Below are 21,972 nucleotides of genomic sequence, written 5' to 3'. Positions count from 1 at the left end.
TTTGAGATTGATCATTCGTCGCGGCCTTGCCGCTTTTATAGATTATTCCTTTATCATATTGTATGCGCTGCTATTGTTTGGGATTGCCACATTGGTAGGACTTGCGGATGCTGCGCTGCCTCCGCTGGCCGGACAATTGCTTGGTATGCTCTCCCTGACGATACCCGCGGTAACCTGCTTTGTTCTCTGGGAAAAAGGCCCTTACAGGGCCACACCAGGGAAGAGAGTAATGGGCCTGGTTGTGGTCAGCAACGACCCCGGAAAACATACAGCTGATGTGATCCGTCGTAATATCCTGAAATTCCTGCCCTGGGAAATAGCGCATACCGGTTTACACTGGTTGTTTTACTACAACCGGATGGGAGCGGATATCCCTTTATGGGTGATGGTAGTACTGATAGTACCCCAGCTCATCGTATTCGTATATCTGTTAAGTATATTACTGGATAAGAAGGGCAGAAGTCTGTATGACAGATGGTCGGACACGCGGGTGATGTATAAAGCGAACCTGCTCTGATAAAAATTTTTTTGCGGTGGATGAATGAATCCAGATAATTAATTCGAACTTGCAGCACATTAAATCTCACCGCATAAATTCCAATTTCAATGACCCGGCGCATCCTTTTCCTCATTGCCCTCTTATGTTCTTTTAACAACTTATTCGCACAACTGAGAGCCACACCACAGAGAAACCTCTCCCGAAAACTGGATTCCCTGCTGACAGCCAGTACAACAACTCCCTTTAATGGTATTGTGGTGGTCAGTAGCGAAAACAGGACCTTCTACAGAAGATTTACCGGTTATGCCGATATTGAGCAGCAACATCCGGTTACCCTTGAAACGGAGTTCATTATCGGTTCCATCAGTAAGCAGGTCACAGCCGTGATCGTATTGCAGGAGATGGAAAAAGGACGTCTTCACCTGAATGATCCTATCCACAAATACCTGCCAGACCTGCCGGAAAAATGGGCGGATACCGTTACTATTCATCATCTGCTGACACATACCCATGGTATTACGGCGCTGGATAAGCCACTTGCTTACCGACCCGGTTCCCGTTTTGCATATGGCTTCATCAGCTTTGACCTGTTATCGCAGATAGTAGAGAAAACCTCCGGCCAGACTTTCCCTGATCTTTGTATGGTCCTGTTTAAACAGTGTGGTATGCAGCATAGTTTCCATCCAAGAACTAAACAGTACAAACACCTGGCGCAGGGATATACGCTGAATGAAAAAGGCGAGCCGCAAAAGGAGCGGAGTATGCTGGATGTTTTTGCAGCTGCCGGCGGATTGATCTCTTCAGGAGATGATATGGTGAAATGGAATAACGCTCTCCATGGCGGCAAGCTGCTGTCTGACAGTACTTATCGTCTGATGATCACTCCGAAGGAAAATGCTTTCAGAGAGCATCTTACATTCGGCACGATCGACTATGGTTATGGTATCACGATCCCACGACAGACCGCCATTCCTGAACTGGCGGTAACTGGTGTGGCCCCAGGCTTTATTTCCATGAATGTGTATTTTCCCGCTACAAAGACAAGCGTGATCGTGCTGGAAAACATGGCGAGGTACATGACTGATCTTAAAAAGAGTTTTTATTATCATGAGCAGATCCTGGATCTTGTAAAAGCAGCACAACAACAGTAAGGCCTACTTTTTTATTTTTAATACAAACGGAATTAGATATCTAAGTACTAAATTCGTGGCAGATTTTTAAAGACTATGCATTTACATCTGTTTGATAAACTCGTTTATAGCAAGCGCAGACAAAAGCTGGCAGCGAAGGTGGGAAAAGGGATCATCCTGTTGATGGGGAATGAAGACAGCAGCATGAACTATGCCGACAATACCTATCCTTTCCGTCAGGACAGTACGTTTATTTATTACGCAGGTATAGATATTCCGGGACTGGCGGTAGTGTTGGATACAGAATCAGGCGAGGAGACACTCTTCGGAAGAGAAGCCGGTATAGATGATATTATCTGGACAGGCGCATTACCTTCATTACAGGACCTTGCATCTGCAGTTAATATTGCGAAAACGCGTCCTTATGCGCAGCTGGCAGAGGTGTTAAAAAATGCCCAGGCTTCTGGTCGCCGTATACATATCCTGCCTCCTTACCGTCCTGAGAATAAGATCAGGTTGTCAGAATGGTTGCAGCAACCCATTGGTAGCCTGCAGCAATATGCTTCGCTCGACCTTATCAAAGCGGTTATCTCTCAACGAGAGATCAAAGATGAACATGAAGTAGCAGAACTGGAGAAAGCGGTTTCTATCAGTGCAGATATGCATCTTGCAGCTATCAAGTATACACGGCCAGGCATGATGGAATATGAGATCGCCGCCAAAGTAGAGGAAGCGGCGCTTGCAGGCGGCGGACGGTTATCCTATCCTACCATCCTGACCATCAACGGACAGATCCTGCACAATCACTTCCATGGCAACCGGGTAGCAGAAGGCCAGATGGTACTCTGTGATGCCGGTGCAGAAAACGTAATGCACTATGCCGGCGACCTGACACGGACTTTCCCGGTAGGCAAACAGTTTACTGCCCGTCAGCGGGAGGTATACCAGGTGGTGCTGGATTCGCTGGATCATGCAGTAAGCCTGTTGAGACCAGGCATACAGTATAAAGAAGTGCATACACAAGCAAGCATAAAACTGGTGGAAGGCCTGAAAACACTGGGGCTCATGAAAGGAGACCCTGCAGAGGCAGTAGCCGCCGGTGCACATACCCTGTTCTTCCAATGCGGTCTTGGTCACATGATGGGACTGGACGTACATGACATGGAAGATCTGGGCGAACAATATGTAGGGTATACAGATACGTTAAAGAAGAGTACTGAATTTGGCTGGAAGTCCCTGCGTCTCGGACGTGAACTTCAGCCTGGATTTGTGCTCACAGTGGAACCTGGTGTGTATGTTATTCCTGAACTGATCGACCGTTGGGTAGCTGAAGATAAACTCAGTAACTTTATCGATTACAAGACGGTAGCTGCTTACCGTGACTTCGGAGGCATCCGTATAGAAGACAACTACCTGATCACTGCAGACGGTAGCAGGAAGCTGGGAAAAGATCTGCCAAAAACAATAGCCGCTATAGAGGCATTACGACAATAACTAACCCATTCATTTAAATAACAACGGGGCGTCCGCTTTTAGCGAGACGCCCTCGTTGCATTAATAGCTTATCGGTACACAACAGGCGGACGCGTTGTTTCTGCCACAGGATTAAGGCAGGCCAGAATGATCAGGACAAGGGCAGCCACACCGGCGATGGTACGAATGATATTCAGGTTGTTCCAGGGCCCTTCAAATCTTGCTCTCTGGGTAGCGAGTTCCTCTACGGAGGCGGACGATAAATTAAATGCGTCCAGTGCTTCATTCAATGGTACATTACCAAACATCGTCACGCCAAAGGTACCTGCGAGGTAAACAATCGATGCCAGTAGTAACAACCAGAAACGGGCATTCAGTTCAGGGCCGTAATGCAGCCAGGTGCTCAGAGGTAAAAGAAGGGCTGTGCCTATAAAGCTCATAAAGAACACGGGATTCAGAATGGCCCTGTTGATCTGTTGCATGGCTTCAAGATAAGTGCCGTCAGATACGCGTGCCAGTCCTGGCACAACGGAACAGGACCATGCATAGAATAGCCCGCTGATCAGCGCGGTTGTCGTCGCTGTAATGATCAAAACGATGTAGGAGATAGTAAACATGTTTGTCGTTTTTACAGGTGTCATATTGCAGGTTTTCTAAGGGTTTTAATGTAAGTAGTAAGTTCGTTTATCTGATCGGGTGTCAGCCTCTTTTTAAAAGGGGGCATGATCCTTTTGCCGTTCCTGATCTGCAGGGCAATAGCCGTATCCGGGAGCAGGCTTTTCTGTAGGTTCTTAGCCCCGAACATTCCTCTTGTACCGTCTGCCCCATGGCAGCGGGCGCAATGCTGTTCGTAGAGGGTTTGTCCTTCGCCGGTATGGCGGGTGCTAAAGCCGGTGGCAACCAGGAAGAGCAGCAGGGGAATTAAAAGCATACGCATGGTCCGTTTCATCTTTTTTTATCAAAATTAGATGAGTGCGGAAAGGAAAAATAGAACAAATCCGTCAACGATAGATAATAAAAAAGCAGTCCCGCATAAGGAGGACTGCTGTAATAAAAACTTTCAATATGTGCTATGATATAAGTCTGACTATTTTACCTCAATGGTTGGATCCCACCAGTAGAAACCATAAAACACCTGGTTTTCTCTGGTATCGTCGAGTGTATATAAGGCAAAGCTTATACCCATGCTTTCTGTGCCTTTATTGGCTACCTTACTATCGAAGGTATAAAAGTCTTTAGACACGTGTAATGCTGGTATACCGTCCTGGCTATTCTCATCAGGTATTGCTGCACCAGTCCTGCTTTCCCTGTCCTGGTGGAAATGATTAAATACATTTGTCGGATTAGAGCCAACAGGATATATGTTGTAGATAATAACGGCATCTTCTGAATTACCAGACAAAGAAAGGCCCCAGAAAGAAACAGTGTCTCCTACATTTGCCTTGAAAACGATTTGGGCTGAGTCATTATTAATGATCCCGTCGTAGTTCGCGTGAGGGCATATCATGGTGATGCCTTCATGCTTGTTAAGGCCCTGTGGGTTGTCCTTTGTGCGTTGATTAGGCCCATATGTCGCCTTGATGTAATCGGTGTCAATAACTGTCATTATGTTGACAGTGGTGGCAGCTATCTTGGGGGATGGTTTCGCTTTTACCTGACTGGGAGCTTGCGATGAGTTTGACATAAAATGTGGTTTAAATTAAAGTATTACCTACTCTGTTCTGGCTTTTCGGTATCCGCCATGAAAGTTCATGTATGTATGAGTGATACATATCAGACAAAGAAATCTGATCATCCGCCGGAGGGCAGAAGCAGTTAGAAGAAGACATGAGAATAGATCACCCTGCTACGGGGTTCAATAGTGACCTGTTATTATTATGTCCTGGTTATTTAGTGGTATCTTTTAAAGATTGTTTGGTGGTGTTTAATGTTGTTCATTGTTGTTATGGTAATTGAGGTCCTGGAGTTATGTAAGTATGCGTTTACTTGAGTTAGTAACTTTTATACTGTTAGATAACAGCGCTTATTTTGTTTTGTTCGTTGGCTGAAAAGAATTTCTAAAGATAGGTATAGGGAAGTTTTTATTTGTTCTTATTCCCTGCTGGGCGTGACTTCGTACAGCCTGCTTGCAATCTCCTGTTGTAACGCCATTGGCAGATCTACAGCAATGTCTCCGATAGGCGCATATCTCAATGTGTCTTCGTCCCAGGCAAAGATGTATGTCTCGCTGCCATTAAAACTTACGTTGTAACGTTGTTCGCTGTTAAAAGCAAAAGGCTCCGCTTTCACCATATAGGGCACACCGTCAACCAATAAGTTGAATGATAATTTCTTCATAGTTATCCTTTTCGCAATTCGCCACAAGAATCAGACCTTACTAACGTCCTCTTTCTTCGATGCCAATTTTATTACTGTGAAAAGTATCGACATTTTTCCACAATGTGTCTGTAAAATGAGACAGTGTGATAGCGTGCCGCATATACGTTGTTACTCTGGTATAAATAGTTTCCCTCTATCGCATTAATAATAATGCTGTTATGAGCACTTACGGTACGAATATTGTATGATCCAAAACAACCTGAGATACCAGCTAAGACCCGTATGAAAAAAAAATATGTCAGCGTAGAGAGCCAATAGCACTTACTGTTATTTCCGGGAGCTAACCATATCGATCTAAAGCCTTCTTACCTCTATTTTATTGGAAACAATTAAACCAATTACAAATGAAAAAATCGTTTTTTCAGTTATGTGCAGCTGTGACTCTGCTAGCTGTTATGTTCTCTGCATGTTCTAAACAAAGCTCCGAAGAAGCTGTAGCACCACCAGCAAAAGATGGTAAAGCCAGTGTAGCTTACCAGATCCAGGCAGTCAATCCTACAGGATCGGTTGCAGCAGACGCCGCAGGAACAGAACGTCTGGGCAGAATTATCAACGATCCGTCGTTGGCGTCCTTTCCATCCCTACGGTTTGATTTTACCTGGGACAGTGTGAAAATCAGATTCCGCGAATTGAAGTTTGAAGCTAAAAACGGTCCGGATGAAATAGACCTGAGAATTAAAAGCGACAGGTTTATTGACATCCTCGATAGTACTGAACTGGGTAGCCTTATACTGCCTTTAGGAAATTTTGAGCATGTAAAAGTGTATGTGCGCATAGAAGGTGATGAACCTAAACCTGCACTGTTAATGAACGGCCGGATCACCTGGCGCGGAACAGACATCCCTGTTATAGTAAATGTGACAGGAAAAATTGAACTGACCGCTACCGGCAAAGATGTATCAATCGGTACGGATGGTGTGACTTTCGATGGTAAATTGAAAATCGACCTGAACCTCGTTATGACCAAACTGCAGATCGGGGACTTCACAGGTACCTTTGTTGGCGGAAAACTCGTGTTGAACATCGATGCTAATCTTGATACCAACAACGCTCTGAAATCAGCATTTGAATCAAGTATGAGTGTTGAACACACACAACGTTAAGATAAGTCATGTCAAAATAAATAACACCATGTGGTAAAAAGGGGAAGACCGTCCGCTCTACGCCGGACGGTTTTTTCATTTAAAATAAATTTGCCAGAGAAGACTACTTAGTCTATTTTTGACAGCGTTAAATTAACGTAAATGAAGAAGTCGGAAAGGACGAGGCAGTTCATTATTGAACAGGCGGCGGATTTATTTAACGAAAAAGGCGTAGCGGGTACCTCTATCGATGAGATCCTGCAGGCGTCGAAGGTAGCGAAGGGTTGTCTGTATGGGCATTTCCAGAGCAAAGATGAATTAGCCTATGCCAGTGCAGCATACCTGCTCGACAAACTGACTACTCACAGAAATCGCTTAATGCAGGAACAGACAACGGCCATAGGGAAGTTGACCGTTTTTGCAGAATTGAATGCGAACCCGCTCGATAGTTCTTTCATACATGGCGGATGCCCGATCCTGAACTTTGCTGTAGATTCAGATGACACCAATCCGGCTATCAAAGAAAAGGTACAGTCCGTTGTCAGCCAGACCATCAAAATGCTGGCCGGCATTATTAAAGAAGGCGTGAAAGCCGGAGAATTGTCTCCATCTATAAACGCAGATGAAATAGCGGTGAAATTGTTCGCAACAGTGGAGGGGGCCACAATGATGTCCCGTGTCACCGGGAGCCTCCTACCCATGAAGACTGCAGTGAAAGCAATGAAAAAAGAACTGGCAACGTACAGTCTTATTTAACTTACGTACAGTCTTATTTTAACTTACTCAATTAACGTAAACAGCCTTGGGAATGGCTGTTTTTTTCTTTCCGTAAAGAGACTAAATAGTCTATTCAAAAGGAATTGTGTGCTCATGTGAATGGTCTCACGCGTAAGCGTGTGGGACCAGTGCGGAATTACTATGTCTTTATTTACAACAAAAAGATAAACCATTAAACACAACTGCAATGGAAGTGAAAGAAAGAAGGTTACGCCTCAAAGAAGAGAGCCGCACGAATATCCTCGATGCTGCATTAAGCATTGCCAGAACGCATGGCTGGCAGACCGTTAGCATGCGGAAGATAGCCGATATGATTGAACATACACCGCCGGTGATCTATGATTATTTCCTGAACAAGGAGGCTATACTGCTGGACCTTGCAAAAACAGGATTCGTACAATTGGCAGGAAATATTGAAAAGGCCCGGTCCGCGCATCATCTGGCGGAAAAGCAACTGGAAAACATGTGGATGGCATACTGGGATTTCGCATTCGCAGAAAAGGAACTATACCAGTTAATGTTTGGTATCAATATCCAGGGCTGCAGCGATATCAGTACCATGCCTGAAGCAGCAGCACTTGCTAATCTGTTTGGACGAGTGATCAGACAGATCCTGCCGGCAGGCCAGCAATCGGAAGAGCAGGTGTTTGTTGCCTATGCTGGCATGTGGGCAACCGTACACGGCCTTATATCACTCAATGTGGTATATCAACGCAACTCCGGCGATCTCAATCAACAGGTGTTGCTGAATGCTGTCAGAAATGTTGCAGCATCATTGGCAGATTGATTTTTGCTTCCATATCAGTTCGTCGTAATTTGTATCTACAGATGACGACGAACTGATAGCCGGACGATGATAAAAGCGATATGGACATATAGGAATTGAATAGAAATCATAAGGGATTCGTGCCGAAAAAGCAGGGAAAAACGGCAATATTTACCAAATTTGACTAATTTGGCCGTTCAACCTATCTAAACAACTTTAGCAATGGATCGCGTTGATATCAAAAGGTTAGCAGAAAAACTGAATTTATCTACCTCTACCGTTTCAAGGGCATTCAGGGGCAACAGTGACATCAATCCTGAAACAAAGGCCAGGATCCTTTCCATGGCGAAAGAGTTCAATTACCAGCCTAATCACCACGCGAGTAATCTGCGGGAAAAGAAAAGCAAGACAATTGCTATCATAGTGCCTGAACTGGCCAATAACTTCTTTTCCCAGGCCATTCACGGCATAGAACGTGTGGCACGGGAGAAGGGCTATCATACGCTCATTTATGTAACAGATGATGAATATCAGAAAGAAGTAACATTTATCGACAAACTATACAATGGCCGCGTGGATGGCATTATCATGTCGGCATCCGGGGAGGCGAACGACCACCAGTACCTGAACAGGCTTGATAACAAGCATATTCCCCTGGTATTCTTCGATAGGGTGTATGATGATATTGATGTGCCCAAAGTGACTACCGACGACTATGACAGCAGTTTTGCCGCTACCCGGCACCTGATAGAGATGGGTTGTAAGGAGATCGCTTTCCTGGTGATCAATAAAAGCCTGTCTATTGGTAATGTGCGTATGCAGGGCTACCGCGATGCCCTGAAAGATGCAGGTATCGAATATAACACCCAGCTGGTGATAGATTGCTCCAACGACTATGATCAGAACTTTGAGATCCTCTCGAAGGTCCTGCAGGAACAGCGCCCGGATGGTCTGCTGGCTTCAGTGGAGCGTCTGGCTATCTCCAGTTATTACGTGTGCCATCATCTGGGTATCCGCATTCCGGAAGATATTAAGATCGTCAGTTTCTCCAGCCTGGAAATAGCGCCCCTGCTGAACCCTGCATTGTCTACCATTACCCAGCCGGCATATGATCTGGGTACGAATGCAGCGCAGCTCTTGTTTAAAGCCCTGGAAGGTAATGCCACGACCAACGACCATGTCGTTTTAAATTCGAAACTCATCCCCAGAACCTCCTCCACAGGCATAAAGACAACACCCGGAAAGAGGGGAGAATAAAAAGAAAGGAAGTGAAAGTAGACCCCTTTCAGACGTTATACATCGTTTTTTCGCTAATTAATTGTTTTGCAGCATATTAAGTACTGGCTGACTTATCTTGTTGAGCATCTCCGCTGTCATTTTTTAACTTTTTTTTAAAAAAATCTGTTTCAGAATGTTACAGTATTCAGGAAATACTCTACTTTAGCAAAAGTGTTCCACGTTCCGGGAACGTTCCCGGAAATGAAAATCAAATCGCAAATGAATCCTACGTAGAGAAAAATGACAGCATTCAGAACAGTCCGGATGACGGCATCCGGGAGGTCAGGGAAAAAAGCTATACTGCTCCGGATCATCCCGCAGGAAAAAGAAAAGTCGCTGGAACGTAACTATTGAACTTCCGGACCACATGTCCGGATCTCTTAAAAGCCGGTTCACCATCAGTAACCGGTAAAATCATTACAACAAAAATTCATAGTCGTTGAATTCAGGCGGATTCGACAGGGGGAGACTTTTGTTTAAAAGGTCTTGCAGTGAACTATTGTGAAACAAATTTCTTATCAATTAATCAATCGATCAATGAAAAGAACACGCTTTGCCAGTTTTGCATTTCTGCTGTGCTTTGTGTTGATGTCCTTTTTTACCTATGCACAATCGGGCAGTATCAGCGGAAAAGTGACGGATGAAACAGGCCAGCCCATTCCCGGCGCCACCGTCTTCGTTAAAGGCACCAGCAGGAACGCTACTTCCGATGCCCAGGGAAATTTCACCATCACCGGCGTTACAGCCGGCAACATAGTGGTGGTAGCACGCATCATGGGATACGAAACATTTGAATTGCCTGTGAACGCAGCTAACAATACAGCACCGCTTACCTTCCAGCTGAAGGCCGATACCAAGGGCCTGAACGAGATCGTAGTCGTGGGTTATGGTACACAGAAAAAGAGCGACCTCACAGGAGCTATAGCTGTTGTTTCTACTAAAGACTTCAACAAAGGGCCTTTATCTTCTCCCGAACAACTGATCACCGGTAAAGTACCAGGTGTGCAGATCACCTCCAATGGTGGCGCACCCGGCGCAGGTAGCACCATCCGTGTACGTGGCGGTGCATCCCTCAATGCTACCAACGATCCGTTGATCATCGTAGACGGTGTGCCACTCGATAATAACAACGTGAGCGGACAATCCAACGGATTGAGCCTCATCAACCCGAATGATATTGAGACCTTCAACGTGCTGAAAGACGCTTCTGCTACCGCTATCTACGGTTCCCGTGCATCCAACGGTGTGATCATCATCACTACCAAGAAAGGCCGCCTGGGTGATAAGTTCCGCGTATCTTTCAGCTCTACCAACGCTGTAGCTAAAGTGACCAGCTATTCACCGGTGTTAACTGCCAGTGAGTTCACCGATGTTGTAAAGGCTAATGGTACTGCTGCGCAGATCGCGTTGCTGGGAACAGCTAACACTGACTGGCAGAAACAGATCTATCAGTCAGCCCTCAGCAGTGACAATAACCTCGCGCTAAGCGGTTCCTGGAAGAAACTGCCTTACCGCATCTCTTTCGGTTATCTGAACCAGGATGGTATCCTGAAGACCTCCAACCTGGAAAGGAAATCTGCCAGCATCAATCTCTCTCCCAGTTTATTTGATGATCACCTGAAAATAAACATGAACGTGAAAGGGTCTCTTGCAGACAACCGTTTCGCTGACCAGGGTGCTATCAACGCGGCTATAGCCTTCGATCCTACACAGCCTGTACGTACCGGTAGCAGCGACTTTGGCGGTTACTACGAGTGGCTGTACAACGGTAAGCTGTACGACCTGGGAACCAAGAATCCACTTGCGATGCTTGAGCAGAAAGTAGATAAATCGGAAGTAAAAAGAAGTATTGGTAATATCCAGTTTGACTATAAATTCCACTTCCTGCCCGAACTGCGCGCTAACCTGAACCTGGGTTACGACTATCAGAAAGGCGAAGGCAATACCAACATTCCGAAATACGCTGCATTGGCTTACTACAATGGTACCGGCGGTTCCTACAAGCATTATTCACAGGAGATGAAGAACAAACTGCTCGACTTCTACCTGAACTATGCTAAAGAGCTGAAGGGTATCAAAAGCCGTGTGGATGTAATGGCGGGTTATTCCTACCAGGATTTCATCATCGCTACGCCCGGCTATCCTACGCTGGATGAAGCAGGCGATACTACCACTGCTGCCGGCAACTACAGTGAAGCACAGCATACACTGGTGTCCTTCTTCGGCCGTTTGAACTATACTTTCAATGATAAATACCTGCTGACTTTTACCATGCGTCGCGACGGTACGTCCCGTTTCCGTCAGCACTGGGGTAGTTTCCCTTCCGTAGCTTTTGCATGGAAAATGAAAGACGAGGCCTTCCTGAAAAATTCGCCAATAGTGTCTGACCTGAAACTGAGACTGGGCTATGGTGTGACCGGTCAGGAGAACATTGGTGTTGGTAAGGAATATGCGGCACTGTCCCGTTATACTTATGGTGACGCAAACTCTTCCTATCAGCTGGGCGATGCATTCTATAAAACATTACGTGCTGCTGGTTATGACCAGAACATCAAGTGGGAGCAGACCGCTACTTACAATGTAGCGCTGGATTACGGTTTCCTGAACAACAGGATCTCCGGTAGCGTGGACTTCTACTATAAAAAGACCACCGACCTGCTGGCTGATGTAACCACACCTGCCGGTACTAACCTGACCAATACACTGTATACCAACATCGGTAGCCTGGAGAACAGGGGCGTGGAATTCATCATCAATGCTACGCCGGTTGAAACCAAAGACTTCCGCTGGGATGCAGGCTTCAACATCACTTACAACAAGAACCAGATCCTTTCCCTCTCCAAAGCAAAAGCAGATACTTCTGTAGGTATCGCTACAGGTAATATCAGCGGTGGTACGGGAAACACCATACAGATCAACTCTGTAGGACACCAGATCAATTCTTTCTATGTATATAAACAGATCTACGATAAGAACGGCAACCCGATAGAAGGATTGTATGAAGATACCAATGGTGATGGTGCAGTCACTTCTGATGATAAATACCGTTACAAATCTTCCAATCCAACTGTATACCTGAGCTTTAATTCACAGTTCAATTACAGGAAATGGAACCTTGGTTTCAGCATGCGCAGTAACCTCGGTAACTACATCTACAACAACCAGGCGTCTAACAACGGCTCTTACAAGACGTTCCAGAACAGTAACTATCTGGCCAACCTGTCAAGAAGTGTACTGTCCACAAAGTTTGCCACCACTCAATACTGGTCTGACTATTACGTGGAAAATGGTTCATTCCTCCGCATGGATTACATCAACCTCGGTTATGATTTCGGTCGCCTGATGCACGATAAAGTAGGATTACGGCTGAACTTCAACGTACAGAACGTATTTGTGATCACTAAGTACAGCGGCCAGGATCCGGAAGTGTTCAGCGGTATAGACGATAAGTTCTACCCTCGTCCACGTGTGTATTCTTTAGGTGTTAACCTTGATTTTTAATTAACAAACAGGAAACGTTATGACCAAGAAATTCATATATCAGATAATACTGGCCGGAACAATGGCATGGGGACTGGCTTCCTGTACCAAAGACCTGGACCGTACACCTATCACAGAGGCAACTTCTGCCAGTGTATATAAAGACTTTTCCAATTACAAGGCTATCCTTGCGAAGCTGTACGGCGGCTTTTCCGTGACCGGACAGGTAGGTCCAACCGGTAGTCCCGATATCAGCGGTATTGATGAAGGTACTTCCAGCTACATCCGTGGTTATTTCCAGATGCAGGAGTTACCCACTGACGAAGCTGTGATCGGCTGGAATGATGGTACCCTGCAGGACTTTCACCAGATGGACTGGACAGCGGACGATAACTTCATCAACGCGATGTTCTCCCGCCTGTTCTACCAGATAGCACAGTGTAATGAGTTCATCAGGCAGACATCTGATGCGAACCTGAGCAGCAATGGTATTGCAGAAAAAGACCAGACCACCGCAAGGACCTTCCGTGCAGAAGCCCGCTTCCTGCGTGCCCTGAGCTACTATCATGCGCTGGACCTGTTTGGCAGTGTACCGTTTGTGACAGATAGTAATGAAGTAGCATACTATTATCCTAATCAGATATCCCGTGCAGACCTGTTTGCCTACGTTGAACGCGAGTTGAAAGATATAGAAGAACAGATGACAGATGCGCATACCAATGAGTATGGGCGTGCAGATAAAGCATGTGTATGGGCCTTACTGGCGAAGTTATACCTGAATGCTACTGTATATACCGGTACTGATCGTTATACAGATGCCATTACCTACAGCAGTAAAGTGATCAACTCCGGATATACGCTGGTGGCCAATTATGCGCATATGTTCATGGCAGATAATAATGCCACGTCTCAGTCCGAATTCCTGCTGACCGCCAACTTTGACGGTACGCGCACACAGACTTACGGTGGTACCACTTACCTGGTGCATGCCGCCATCGGTGGTAGTATGAGTGCAGCTGCATTCGGCGTGAACAGTGGCTGGGGCGGTTTACGTACTACCAGCGCTTTTGTGAACCTGTTTACAGATATCACCGGTGCGACCGATAAACGTGCGATGTTCTATACAGAAGGTCAAAACAAAACTATCGCAGATCTGGGCTCATTTACAGATGGTTATGCCATTACCAAATGGTCTAACAAAACATCCAAAGGAGCAGATGGCTCTAACTCTACTTTCGTAGACATAGACTTCCCTTTAATGCGTGTGGCTGAAATGTACCTGACCTATGCAGAAGCGGTACTGCGCGGTGGTACTGGTGGTAGCGCCACAACTGCACTTGGTTATATCAATGCGTTGCGTCAAAGGGCATATGGCAATACTTCCGGCAATATCACTGCAGGTCAGCTGAACCTGAAGTTCATCCTGGAAGAAAGAGGCCGTGAGCTGTACTGGGAAGGACATCGCCGAACAGACCTGATCCGTTATGGACTGTTCACCGGAGGTACTTATGTGTGGCCGTTCAAGGGTGGAGTAGCAGCGGGTACCTCTGTAGGCAATTTCCGCAATGTATACCCGATACCTACCAGTGCATTAGTGGCTAATCCTAACCTGGTCCAGAACGACGATTATTAATCACAAACCGTATTTAACCACAATACCAAAATACTTGCATCATGAATGCCTGGTTGAATAAAATAATAGCAGGAAGCTTTTGTGTGATGGGATTACTCTCCTGCGAAAAACAGGACAGTTTCACGCAGGTGAAGACAGGTACTACGCCTACATTCTCTGCTACCGCTACTGAGCTCACTTTTTCAGAAGCTACTGCAGATCAGGACGCGGTGACTTATTCCTGGACAGCCTCCGGCGACTGGGGATACAGGGCCGTAGTCAACTATACCTTACAGATCGATGAGAAAGGCAATGGTTTCAGCAATCCAACGGAAGCTTTTAGTGGCAATAACAGCCTGAGTAAAACATTTACTGTTGGAGCACTGAACCAGGTTATCAATAATATGGGACTGGCATCCGGCCGTCAGCACGAGCTGGTGATCCGTGTAAGGGCTGCGGTAGATACTGTAGGCGACCAGGTGTTTTCTGACAGCGTACTGCTGACAGTTACACCGTACTATGTTCCGAAAGTATATCCGTCTGTGTATGTACCGGGCGCATATGAGGGATGGTCTTTTGACGATCCCCGTCTGGGTGCGCTGGCTTCTGTGAACAGCGATAAAGTATATGAAGGCTACCTCTATTTCCCGGATGCCAACACCGAGTTTAAAATAGCAGCAGCCAAAAGCTGGGACCTTAACTATGGTGATGCCGGCGGCGGATCACTGAAAGAAAACGGTGATAACATGAAGGCTATAGAGCCAGGATATTACAGGCTTACAGCGAACCTGAACACCCTGAGCTGGTCGCTCACCAATACGACCTGGAGTATTACCGGTAGCGCTGCTGGTGGTGCAGACAAAGCAATGAGCTTTGATGCCACTACTAAAAAATGGAGCATCACAACAGCCTTACAGGCGGGTAGCTTCTACTTCAGGGCTAATAATGCCAATACTATCACACTGAGTGACGACGACAATAACGGCGTACTGACAGCAGGCAGTGCAGGCGTTATCAATATTGAGACTGCCGGAACATACACCATCACGATGGACCTCAACAATCCGGGCAACTACATTTATACATTGGCTCAATAGTAAGGATTGATTGCATGATATATGCAGCCCGGAATAATTCAACCGGGCTGCATTATTTAAAACAAGAGAAGACTAAATGCGCATGTTACAGACGAGAAGAATGTTATTGACCGCTATCCTGACGCTGACTACAATGTATACAGCCATGGCGCAGATGCCAAAACTGGAGCGGATAGAACCTGCTTTCTGGTGGACAGGTATGCAGGAGCCACTGGTACAGCTCATCGTACACGGCGATAAGATAGCTGTACGTGAAATATCCCTCAGCTATCCCGGTGTGACACTCGGAGAAGTACACAAAGTAGACAACCCGAATTATCTCTTCGTGGATATCAATATCTCTTCATCTGCTCAACCGGGAACGTTCCCAATTATATTCAGACAAACAGGGCAGAAAGATATAGTGTACCAGTATGAGCTGAAGAAAAGAGAAGGCGGCATCAAGGCGCAGGGTGTGAATAGTAGTGATTTTGTTTACCTGATCATGCCCGACCGTTTTGCCAACGGCGATAAAAACAATGACGTTGTCAAAGGCATGCAGGAAACCTCATTGAACAGGGATTCCATGTATAAACGCCATGGCGGCGATATACAAGGCATCATTGATCACCTGGGGTACCTGCAGGATATGGGTGTGACCGCATTGTGGATGACGCCCCTGGTCACAAACGATCAGCCTTCAGCTTCCTATCATGGTTATGCCGCAACAGAAAACTATCGTATAGACCCGCGCTTTGGTTCCAACGAAATCTATAAACGCCTGGCTGACAGCCTGCATAAACGAGGTATGAAACTAGTACAGGACCTCGTGCACAATCATATCGGCAGTCAGCACTGGACTATGAAAGACCTGCCTATGAGAAATTGGGTACATCAGTGGCCGGCATTCACCCGGTCCAACTTCCGGGCTGCTCCGCTGATGGACCCTTACAGTGCAGCTGCCGACAGGAAGCTGATGACAGAGGGCTGGTTTGATGTGCATATGCCGGATATGGACCAGTCCAATCCTTATGTGCGCAAATACTTTACACAAAGCCATATCTGGTGGATCGAATATGCCGGCGTAGATGCGTTCCGCCTGGATACCTACCCATATAACGATGCCGATTTTATGTCTGAATGGGGAAAGGCCATTAAAGCCGCTTATCCGGGCTTTACTTTCTTTGGTGAGGTATGGGTACGCAGTGGTCCTGAACAGGTCTATTTTACCCAGGGAAATACGGTAAACAGGGGCTTCGACACACAGCTGCCTGGCGCGACAGATTTTCAGAGCCTCTGGGCTATTTCTGCCGCCCTCAATGAAAAGCCGGGATGGGATGATGGTGTGGTGAAACTCTATGCTGCCCTGGTACAGGATTATCAATACCAGGACCCGATGCGTAATGTAGTATTCCTGGACAACCATGACCTGAGCCGCTTTTATTCTGTGGTAAACGGCAATAAACACAAATACAAAGCTGCACTGGCCTGGCTGCTCACCACCCGCGGTATTCCCCAACTGTATTATGGCGCCGAGATTGGCATGAAAAATTTCAGCAATCCGGATGGCCTGGTGCGGGAAGATTTCAAAGGAGGATGGGCTGGCGATACATTAAACAAATTTACCGCTGCAGGCCGTAACGCGGAGGAGAACGAGCTGCATGATTATGTCAGCAAACTGGCCAACTACCGGAAGAATAACGCCGTGCTGCAAACAGGTAAACTGATGCAGTACATTCCGCAGGATAATGTGTACACCTACTTCCGCTATAACGCGGACAAGACCGTGATGATCGTCATGAATCCGAACGAAAAGGAGATGGCATTGTCAACAGCACGGTTCACCGAAAGGACCACCGGTTTTACCAAAGCAAAAGATGTAGTCTCTGGAAATAGTTTCAGCCTGTCAGACAGCCTCCGCATCCCAGCTATGAGCACACTCGTGATGGAACTGGAACGATAATATTCACAAACGATTTACCTGATTTATATGCAAGGAATATCAGCATGCATTTTTGATCTTGACGGCGTAATCGTAGACACAGCTGTCTATCATTTTAAAGCCTGGAAAAGACTGGCCAACGAACTGGGGTTCAACTTTACCGAAGCACAGAACGAGCAGCTGAAAGGCGTGAGCCGTGTCCGTTCCCTGGAGCTGATCCTGGAATGGGGGGGCATAAAAAAGTCTGCCGCCGAACAGCAGGAACTGGCTACCCGGAAGAATGAATGGTATGTGGACATGGTGCACCATATGACGCCTGAAGAGATCCTGCCGGGTGCAAAGGAGCTGTTGGAAAGCCTGCGTGCAGCTGGTATAAAAACAGCCCTGGGATCGGCCAGCAAGAATGCCCGGGTGATACTTGAGAAGGTCGATATCCTGCCTTTATTCGACGTAGTGATAGACGGCAATATGGTATCTGCCTCGAAACCGGACCCTGAAGTATTTCTCAAAGGCGCTGAAGCCCTGGGTGTATCGCCGGACAAGTGCATTGTTTTTGAAGATGCCATTGCTGGTGTGGAAGCAGGTAAGGCAGGAGGAATGAAAGTGGTGGGCATAGGAGAGAAGAGTGTGCTGAACGAAGCAGATCTGGTAGTCAGCGGCCTGCAGGATATCAATATCCAAACACTGACCAATTTATACAACTCAAAATAAACAATACCAATTGCGCGCGCAAAACGGTGCCATCACTAAGAGTCATGAAGCAATATATAAAAGTAGACGGGTGGAACATTATCGAAGAAGGTTTTGTACCACATTATAACAAGATTTCTGAAAGCATTTTCAGCCTGGGGAATGGCCGTATGGGCCAGCGTGCCAACTTTGAAGAATCTTATTCAGGCGAAACGCTACAGGGTAACTACGTGGCCGGCGTCTATTATCCCGACAAGACGCGTGTGGGCTGGTGGAAGAATGGTTACCCCGAATACTTCGCCAAAGTATTGAACGCCGCCAACTGGATCGGTATCGATATCCGTATTGACAATGAAGTGCTGGATCTTCATACTGCACAGGTAAATGATTTCAGACGTGTGCTGAACATGCAGGAAGGTTATCTGCAGCGTTCATTTACCGCTACCTTATCAGATGGTAAACAGCTACGCGTAGTAGCTACCCGTTTCTGCAGTATCGTGGACGATGAAACAGGTGTGATCCGCTATAGCATCACACCGCTGAACTTTGAGGGTACATTGCAGGTAACTTCCTATATTGATGGTGATGTAAAGAACCAGGATGCCAACTACGATGAGAAATTCTGGGATGAGGTGAATGCCAGCGTAGAGGGCAACAGTGCTTACCTGACGCTGAAAACAAAGAAGACCGGTTTCCAGGTATGTACAGGTATGCAGTTCCACATCCATCAGGAGGGTAAACCATTGGCACTGGACATTATACCGGTACAGAAGGAGAAATATGTTGGATGTATTACTACTGTCTCCATATCACGCAATAAAGAAACGATCATCTACAAATATGCCGCTAATCTTTCTTCGGAAAATCATACTGTAGCCGCACTGGTCAACAACTGTGAAACCACCGTCAGCACAGCTGCTGCGAAAGGCTTTGATCTGATGCTGGCCGAACAGGCTGCTGCCTGGGAGCTGAAGTGGAAAGAAAGCGATATCGTTATAGAAGGCGATCCTGCTGCACAACAGGGTATCCGCTTCAATATCTTCCAGCTGAACCAGACATATACGGGGGAAGACGCTCGTCTGAACATCGGGCCTAAAGGATTTACCGGTGAAAAATATGGGGGTTCTACCTACTGGGATACGGAAGCCTATTGCATTCCATTCTACCTGGCCACTGCCGATCCGCAGGTGGCCCGCAATCTGCTTATCTATCGTTATAAACAACTAGGTAAGGCCATTGAGAATGCCGCTAAACTGGGCTTTAACAATGGTGCTGCCTTGTACCCTATGGTGACGATGAACGGAGAAGAGTGTCATAACGAATGGGAGATCACCTTTGAGGAAATTCACCGTAATGCTGCTATCGCTTTTGCTATTTTCAACTACATTCGCTATACGGGGGACGAAGGGTACCTGGCAGAGTATGGACTGGAAGTACTGATCGGTATTGCGCGCTTCTGGGCGCAACGTGTGAACTGGAGCGATGCGCGTCAGCAGTACGTGATGCTGGGCGTAACAGGACCCAACGAATACGAGAATAACGTCAACAACAACTGGTACACCAGCACCATGGCTACCTGGTGTCTGCAATATGCTATGGAAGGGTTACAACAGGTGAAGGATGCCGCTCCCGACAGGTATGCCGCCATCCTGCAACAAACAGCTTTTGAGGCAGGAAAGGAAACGGAGAAATGGCAGCATATCATCGACAATATGTATTACCCGGTAGACGAACAACGCGGTATTTTCCTGCAACAGGATGGTTACCTGGACAAAGAGCAGATCCTTGTGAAAGACCTGGATCCTGCGCAGCGACCACTGAACCAGAAGTGGAGCTGGGACCGCATCCTGCGTTCCTGTTATATCAAACAGGCCGACGTGTTGCAGGGGCTGTACTTCCTGGAAGACAGGTATGATATGGATACACTGCGCCGGAACTTTGATTTCTATGAACCCAGAACGGTACATGAAAGTTCTTTGTCGCCCTGCGTACACGCCATACTGGCGGCTAAACTGGGAGATGAGCAACGTGCGCATGAGTTCTACCTGCGTACTTCCCGTCTTGACCTGGACGACTATAACAACGATACAGAAGACGGTCTGCACATCACCTCTATGGCGGGTACCTGGATGAGTGTAGTGGAAGGTTTTGCGGGTATGCGTGTAAGAGACGGACAGTTGCAGTTCACGCCGTTCCTGCCGGGCAAGTGGCAATCTTTTGCTTTTAATATCCGTTTCAGAGGAAGGGTGCTGAAGATAAAAGTAAGTCAGCAGGGCGTGAACATTGAGAACGGATCTGCAGAAGATATCACGGTGCTCGTGTACGGAGAACCGGTACAGGTACCAGCAGGAAAGATGGTGACAACAAAACAAGGAAATTTAGTCAATTAAAATATTTATCCCATGAAAGGAATGGTTAAGCCGAGGTTGTCTGCTGCGCGCATATGGAACATGAGCATGGGCTTTTTCGGTATCCAGTTTGGTTTTGCCCTGCAGAACGGGAATGCCTCCCGTATTCTGCAGACCTATGGAGCAGAGGTGGAACACCTGTCATTGTTCTGGCTGGCGGCGCCACTCACAGGGATGATCGTACAACCGATCATCGGTCATTATAGTGATCGTACCTGGAACAGGTTAGGCCGTCGCCGCCCATACTTCCTGGTAGGCGCTATTGCAACTGCACTGGCTTTGATATTGCTGCCCAATTCTTCATTGCTGGCGTATGTATTGCCGCCGGTATTGATAGGGGCAGGTATGCTGACGCTGATGGACGCATCGATCAATGTAGCCATGGAACCTTTCAGGGCACTGGTGGCAGACAATCTCCCCGACGAACAACGCAGTCAGGGATTTTCGGCCCAGACCTTCCTGATAGGGGCAGGAGCGGTGTTGGGTTCTTCTTTGCCTTATCTCTTAGCAGAATATGCGGGCGTATCTAAAACAGCCGATCCCGGTGTAGTGCCGGATAACGTGATCTATTCCTTTTATGTAGGGGCGCTGGTATTACTGGCCACTATTCTCTGGTCGATCTTTACTTCGAGAGAATATTCACCGGAAGAATTTAAACAGTTCAATCCGGAGCATGCCTCAGAACTGCATACAGGAGGAGTCAGAACTATCCTGAAAGATTTTTCCAACATGCCTTCCGCCATGAAGCAACTCGGCCTCGTGCAGTTCTGTTCATGGTTTGCACTGTTCTCGATGTGGGTATTTACCACACCGGCAGTGGCACAACATATCTACAAGGTGCAACCAGGCGATACTTCTTCAGCGCTCTTTGCTGACGCAGGCAATAAGGTAGGTTTCCTGTTCAGCATCTACAGTGCGGTATCAGCTGTTTATGCGCTGATCTTACCTTATATAGCGCGTAAAACATCCCGCAGGGCAGCGCATGCCATTTCACTGACAGCAGGCGGCTTATCGCTGATCTCTTTCTATTTCATCCAGAATCCAAACCTGCTGATATGGCCTATGATCGGCATTGGCATGGCATGGGGCAGTATTTTGTCGACGCCATATGCTATCCTCTCTGGTGTAATACCTTCTCATAAAACCGGGGTATACATGGGTATCTTCAACTTCTTTATCACCTTCCCGCAAATAGTGAACGGCATCTTCGGAGGCCTGATCGTAAAACATTTATTTTACAATGAAGCGATCTTCGCCCTGGTAATGGGTGGTGCATTTATGATCATTGCAGCCATAGCGGTACTGTACGTAAAAGACAGGGAAAAGAAGGCAGCAGAGGTATTGGTGCCAACGTATGGCGTTGCATGAGACGGCATTTCA

General features: G+C 46.8%; 18 protein-coding genes. 14 read left to right on the top strand and 4 right to left on the bottom strand.

Annotation, left to right across the window (positions count from 1 at the left end):
- The first annotated feature begins 1 nt into the window (after nucleotide 1).
- The 3 genes from L3C95_RS33900 (at nucleotide 2) to L3C95_RS33890 (ending at nucleotide 3,123) form a co-directional block, all read left to right on the top strand.
- A complete protein-coding gene (locus L3C95_RS33900) occupies nucleotides 2-517 on the top strand; it encodes an RDD family protein (protein ID WP_236395109.1) in 516 nt (171 codons plus the stop codon).
- Between the two features lie 89 nt (nucleotides 518-606).
- Nucleotides 607-1,650, top strand: coding sequence for a serine hydrolase domain-containing protein (locus L3C95_RS33895; RefSeq protein WP_236395108.1), 1,044 nt, complete (start codon nucleotides 607-609; stop codon nucleotides 1,648-1,650).
- A gap of 75 nt (nucleotides 1,651-1,725) precedes the next feature.
- Nucleotides 1,726-3,123, top strand: a complete 1,398-nt coding sequence (locus tag L3C95_RS33890; RefSeq protein ID WP_236395107.1) for an aminopeptidase P family protein — start codon at nucleotides 1,726-1,728, stop codon at nucleotides 3,121-3,123.
- Nucleotides 3,124-3,191: 68 nt separating this feature from the next.
- Here L3C95_RS33890 and L3C95_RS33885 read toward each other — a convergent pair whose 3' ends face one another.
- From L3C95_RS33885 to L3C95_RS33870, 4 genes are all read right to left on the bottom strand, one after another.
- Nucleotides 3,192-3,719, bottom strand: coding sequence for a DUF1772 domain-containing protein (locus tag L3C95_RS33885; protein ID WP_236395106.1), 528 nt, complete (start codon nucleotides 3,717-3,719; stop codon nucleotides 3,192-3,194).
- Between the two features lie 20 nt (nucleotides 3,720-3,739).
- On the bottom strand, nucleotides 3,740-4,051 hold the full coding sequence (locus tag L3C95_RS33880; RefSeq protein WP_236395105.1) for a c-type cytochrome: 312 nt from the start codon (nucleotides 4,049-4,051) through the stop codon (nucleotides 3,740-3,742).
- A gap of 138 nt (nucleotides 4,052-4,189) precedes the next feature.
- Nucleotides 4,190-4,786 carry an inclusion body family protein gene (locus tag L3C95_RS33875; protein WP_236395104.1) on the bottom strand — a complete coding sequence of 199 codons (597 nt, stop codon included), beginning with the start codon at nucleotides 4,784-4,786 and terminating at the stop codon, nucleotides 4,190-4,192.
- 407 nt (nucleotides 4,787-5,193) lie between these two features.
- Complete coding sequence (locus tag L3C95_RS33870; protein WP_236395103.1) at nucleotides 5,194-5,439, bottom strand: hypothetical protein; 246 nt, start codon at nucleotides 5,437-5,439, stop codon at nucleotides 5,194-5,196.
- Nucleotides 5,440-5,825: 386 nt separating this feature from the next.
- On the opposite strand from L3C95_RS33870, the gene L3C95_RS33865 reads away from it, so the two are divergent.
- The 11 genes from L3C95_RS33865 (at nucleotide 5,826) to L3C95_RS33815 (ending at nucleotide 21,960) form a co-directional block, all read left to right on the top strand.
- Nucleotides 5,826-6,584, top strand: coding sequence for a hypothetical protein (locus tag L3C95_RS33865; RefSeq protein ID WP_236395102.1), 759 nt, complete (start codon nucleotides 5,826-5,828; stop codon nucleotides 6,582-6,584).
- A 141-nt stretch (nucleotides 6,585-6,725) separates the two neighbouring features.
- Nucleotides 6,726-7,319 carry a TetR/AcrR family transcriptional regulator gene (locus L3C95_RS33860; protein WP_236395101.1) on the top strand — a complete coding sequence of 198 codons (594 nt, stop codon included), beginning with the start codon at nucleotides 6,726-6,728 and terminating at the stop codon, nucleotides 7,317-7,319.
- A 208-nt stretch (nucleotides 7,320-7,527) separates the two neighbouring features.
- The gene (locus L3C95_RS33855; RefSeq protein WP_236395100.1) at nucleotides 7,528-8,127 is read left to right on the top strand and encodes a TetR/AcrR family transcriptional regulator; all 600 of its coding nucleotides are present in this window, start codon (nucleotides 7,528-7,530) and stop codon (nucleotides 8,125-8,127) included.
- A 201-nt stretch (nucleotides 8,128-8,328) separates the two neighbouring features.
- Nucleotides 8,329-9,363, top strand: a complete 1,035-nt coding sequence (locus L3C95_RS33850; RefSeq protein WP_236395099.1) for a LacI family DNA-binding transcriptional regulator — start codon at nucleotides 8,329-8,331, stop codon at nucleotides 9,361-9,363.
- A 558-nt stretch (nucleotides 9,364-9,921) separates the two neighbouring features.
- A complete protein-coding gene (locus L3C95_RS33845; RefSeq protein WP_236395098.1) occupies nucleotides 9,922-12,885 on the top strand; it encodes a SusC/RagA family TonB-linked outer membrane protein in 2,964 nt (987 codons plus the stop codon).
- Nucleotides 12,886-12,904: 19 nt separating this feature from the next.
- Entirely contained in the window at nucleotides 12,905-14,497 is a 1,593-nt protein-coding gene (locus L3C95_RS33840; protein ID WP_236395097.1) for a RagB/SusD family nutrient uptake outer membrane protein, read from the top strand.
- 41 nt (nucleotides 14,498-14,538) lie between these two features.
- Nucleotides 14,539-15,573 (top strand): SusE domain-containing protein, encoded by a 1,035-nt coding sequence (locus L3C95_RS33835; RefSeq protein ID WP_236395096.1) that lies wholly within the window; start codon nucleotides 14,539-14,541, stop codon nucleotides 15,571-15,573.
- A 76-nt stretch (nucleotides 15,574-15,649) separates the two neighbouring features.
- Nucleotides 15,650-17,515: a glycoside hydrolase family 13 protein gene (locus tag L3C95_RS33830; protein ID WP_236395095.1), complete on the top strand. Its 1,866-nt coding sequence runs from the start codon at nucleotides 15,650-15,652 to the stop codon at nucleotides 17,513-17,515.
- A 27-nt stretch (nucleotides 17,516-17,542) separates the two neighbouring features.
- Nucleotides 17,543-18,205, top strand: coding sequence for a beta-phosphoglucomutase (gene pgmB / locus L3C95_RS33825; RefSeq protein ID WP_236395094.1), 663 nt, complete (start codon nucleotides 17,543-17,545; stop codon nucleotides 18,203-18,205).
- Between the two features lie 44 nt (nucleotides 18,206-18,249).
- On the top strand, nucleotides 18,250-20,574 hold the full coding sequence (locus L3C95_RS33820; RefSeq protein ID WP_236395093.1) for a glycoside hydrolase family 65 protein: 2,325 nt from the start codon (nucleotides 18,250-18,252) through the stop codon (nucleotides 20,572-20,574).
- Nucleotides 20,575-20,586: 12 nt separating this feature from the next.
- Nucleotides 20,587-21,960, top strand: coding sequence for an MFS transporter (locus tag L3C95_RS33815; RefSeq protein WP_236395092.1), 1,374 nt, complete (start codon nucleotides 20,587-20,589; stop codon nucleotides 21,958-21,960).
- Nucleotides 21,961-21,972 lie beyond the last annotated feature (12 nt).

Origin of the sequence: Chitinophaga filiformis (assembly GCF_021646545.1) — a bacterium.
Lineage (GTDB): Bacteria > Bacteroidota > Bacteroidia > Chitinophagales > Chitinophagaceae > Chitinophaga > Chitinophaga filiformis_A.
The sequence above is the reverse complement of the archived record's forward strand: the minus strand, read 5'-3'. Positions and strand labels throughout refer to the sequence as shown.